This window comes from Moorena sp. SIO4A1, from assembly GCF_010672065.1.
Taxonomy (GTDB): domain Bacteria; phylum Cyanobacteriota; class Cyanobacteriia; order Cyanobacteriales; family Coleofasciculaceae; genus Moorena.
In genome coordinates, this window is sequence record NZ_JAAHHX010000191.1 from 1 (window position 1) to 3,378 (window position 3,378).

General features: G+C 40.1%; 3 protein-coding genes. All 3 read right to left on the bottom strand.

What is annotated here, in order from left to right:
• Positions 1–1,234: 1,234 nt before the first annotated feature.
• Positions 1,235–1,633, bottom strand: a complete 399-nt coding sequence (locus F6K53_RS35920; protein WP_293084176.1) for a glycosyltransferase — start codon at positions 1,631–1,633, stop codon at positions 1,235–1,237.
• A gap of 107 nt (positions 1,634–1,740) precedes the next feature.
• Positions 1,741–1,962 carry a hypothetical protein gene (locus F6K53_RS35925; protein WP_293084179.1) on the bottom strand — a complete coding sequence of 74 codons (222 nt, stop codon included), beginning with the start codon at positions 1,960–1,962 and terminating at the stop codon, positions 1,741–1,743.
• Between the two features lie 164 nt (positions 1,963–2,126).
• Positions 2,127–3,050 (bottom strand): glycosyltransferase, encoded by a 924-nt coding sequence (locus F6K53_RS35930; protein ID WP_293084182.1) that lies wholly within the window; start codon positions 3,048–3,050, stop codon positions 2,127–2,129.
• Positions 3,051–3,378: the final 328 nt, after the last annotated feature.

Consider the following 3,378-nt stretch of genomic DNA (forward strand, 5'->3'; position numbering starts at 1 on the left):
GAGCTTTTTTGGTAAAAACTAAACTGCAAGAACCAACCCACCGGAGTATTCCCTGAGTTCGATGTAATAAAAATCGTAATTATTGCTATTTTTAGTATAGATTAGGATGTTAAATAAACAGCAAAATTAAATCTAAATACGAAACTATTAGATAGTTATTTTTGATTTTTTGAATCGATTTTTAATCGAAAATCAATAATGTTCTATTTTATTTAAATCAGGAGAATAGGGGGCAAATAGTAAGGTGCGCGCCTAGGGAACGCCTGAGGGGGTGACAACAAGGCATTAAACTAGACAGGGTATGGGGTGACCGGGTGTGGGGTGTGGGGAAAATAGAAGCGATGCAGCGCGGTCTTGGGGAGGCAGTGCGGTCTTGGGGGTTCCCCCCATGAGCAACTGCCGTGGTTTCCCCCACTCGCGCTTTGCTTGGCTGACAGCGAATTTGGAGTGAGCCATTGGATAACAATCGCTCCGAAACCTGATTTAACCGTCCCGTCGCCACTCCGCCAGCTCCTGATCTTCCCCTACACCCATCACCCCACACCCCACACCCCGTAAAGCTTTTAAGGCTGTTTGTCACCCCGTCAGAGGGAACGCGCACCTGAAGTTCACAACCGGCTGATTCAACTAATTCTCAAATTTTTTCTCCTCTCTTAGTGCGCGTGCCCTAGGCGTTCGCGGAGCGGGGACCTAGGAGTTGGAAACGTCCCGCCTTGTCGCACCGCTATGTAAACTAGCTTGTCTGGCTTATTTTTATAAATTTGTTCTAGAAACTATTGCCTTTTTTATTCATCCATTTCTCGATAACCGTAAATTTTTTTTATCGGGTATAACCGATTTTTTTAAAGGCTTTACCTATAGTTTTATCACTAATCTTTTATGACCACGCTTCTGCCATTTTATTCTGATTTGATCTACCATGAGATTGCACAAATTACCTAAATCTATCTAAATCAGCTATTTTCGGATTATATCCCTTTTGATAACCATAGTTTGGGCTATAATATGTTTAATTTCTCTTTTTTAACCAGATATTAATTGTATTTATGCTTTTTTGCAATAAACGAATATAGCGTTTCTCATAGCTATGAGGTACACATTATTTTTTCCCTCTTCCCTCTTCCCTCTTCCCTCTTCCCTCTTCCCTCTTCCCTCTTCATTCTTCCCTGCTCCCTGCTCCCTGCTCCCTGCTCCCTAAAAACCAGAGATTTGTACCTCATGGGTATAAGACTTGCTATATGCTATTAAGATATCCTTCGATAAATGATTCAGAGGGAAGACAGTGGCTATCGGTAAATAAAATCCAATCTCCTTTGGCATAGTTGATGCCTACATTTCTGGCAGAGGCCAAATCATTTTTTACGCATTTCAGTAATCTGATCGAAAGGTTATTACCTTGGAAGTGTTGAGGGATAGTAATTGGTCGCCTGGAGTTATTATCAACAATAATTATTTCTTTTGGATAGATGTGGGGATTCTGGGTGTTAAAAAACTCAGTTAAAAATAAATCAAGTTCTTCTTGATTATTCCTAACGGGAATAACGATTGATATATCAGATGCTTTAATTTTTAAGGGTACAGTAAAATCGGAGTAATTCTGTGGCGTTGAATGAAGTTTGTTGATGAAAGTCATAGAATTACCTCAATTGTCTGGATTAGAAGTTCTGCCAACTGACTAGTGCAGGGGTGCAGAAATAACAAACCCGCGTCCTACAGTGGAAATCCTTGATATTAGAGAATTTATGACTTCTGAGTTGAGACTTCAGACTTCCGGGTAGCTGCACTATAACTCCTATACACAATCTCGGCTATTCCACCAGGACATTTTTGGGGAGGGTGGGGAGTGTCGGAGGTGTGGGGAGGGTGGGGAGATGGGGAGATAGGGCACAGGGAACAGGGAATAGGGAATAGGCAAGAGGCAACAGGCAAGAGGCAAGAGGGAAAAAATCCTGTGTACCTCATTACTATGAGAACTGCTATAGATAGAGTCACGTAATCTTTTAACGATAGGGATTCGTCTAGGAATTGTGATAATTTTTGATGCCATATTCCCTACGGTGCGCTTTCCGTTGGCGAATTAAATTCGCCACGGGTCGCACCGCTCCCTACTCCCTACTCCCTACTCCCTACTCCCTACTCCCTGTTCCCTGTTCCCTGTTCCCTGCTCCCTTTGCTATAATCCTATATCCTACTATAAGACACACATATTGTAATGTTGACAATAGTTGATTTATCAAACCGGGTTTATTGGGAATAAAAGGTTGAGGAGTTAAGTCAATGGAATATAGCTGACTGACTAGTTTGTTGCCTTTTCCATATCTGATAAATCTTTTAATAAATCCGATAATGCCGTGAGTGAAATCATGATAGACAATTGATTCCCAACTATAGGATAAGTTGCCAATTTCTAATAACCTAAACCCTAAATCTATATCTTCACCGGCAGCGATTTTAATAATTTCGTTAAAACCACCGATTTTTTCAAGTGCTTTTTTCCACACTAGGGCATTGGCTGTAATTAAATATTCCGGTCTGAGCATCTGGCCATCTTCAATAACTTTTAATGGTACAAGTATTTCTTGAGTTTCATAATAGTTTGACAATACATCATTGCTCCAGGCTTTAACATTACCTGCATATCCGATGGAGCCATTCATGGCATTAAGATAGCCTGTGATTAAGGATTCTGAAGGAATACAGTCACTATCGGTAAATAAAATCCAATCTCCTTGAGCAGACTTTATTCCCATATTTCTGGCAGATGCCGGTCCAATTTTTGAGCATTTTATGACTCTTATTGAAAGGGGAGCAACTTGAAACTGTTTAGGGATAGTAATCTCTGGCTTTGATTGATTATCAACGATAATGATTTCTTGTGGATAGCTTTCTAGGTTCTGGGTTTTGAAAAATTCTGACAAAAATAATTCAATTCCTTTCTGATTATTCCTGACGGGAATAACTATCGATATATCAGAGGGTTTAATGGTTACTGGTGCAATTAAATGAGCTTGCTTTTGTGGCTTAAACCCCAATTTACTGATTAAGGTCATAGGATTGGCTGAATTTTATCCTTCAGAGGTTTTAGAGGATGTTTGAAAAGTCGGTTGGGCAGTAAAAAAACTCTCTCAGTGTAAAAATTATCGGCTCTTCCGTACTTGTTATGCTAAATTAACACTTTGCCAAAGGGAGCAGGGAGCAGGGACTTCGGAGCAGGAGGAAGAGGCAGCTATATTGGAAAAATTTATTGTTAAATAGCCTCATAACCCTTACACAGTCAGCTTTTCGGGGGTTTTTAACTATAAATTTAGCATAGTAGGTACTGAAGAACCAAATTATCAAAATACAAGCACCGAGAGAGACACATGAGTAAAGTTTACC

Coding starts and splice junctions, on each gene's coding strand:
- F6K53_RS35925 (WP_293084179.1), bottom strand. CDS start 1,962: ATGAGGTACACAGGATTTTTTCCCTCTTGCCTCTTGCCTGTTGCCTCT.
- F6K53_RS35920 (WP_293084176.1), bottom strand. CDS start 1,633: ATGACTTTCATCAACAAACTTCATTCAACGCCACAGAATTACTCCGAT.
- F6K53_RS35930 (WP_293084182.1), bottom strand. CDS start 3,050: ATGACCTTAATCAGTAAATTGGGGTTTAAGCCACAAAAGCAAGCTCAT.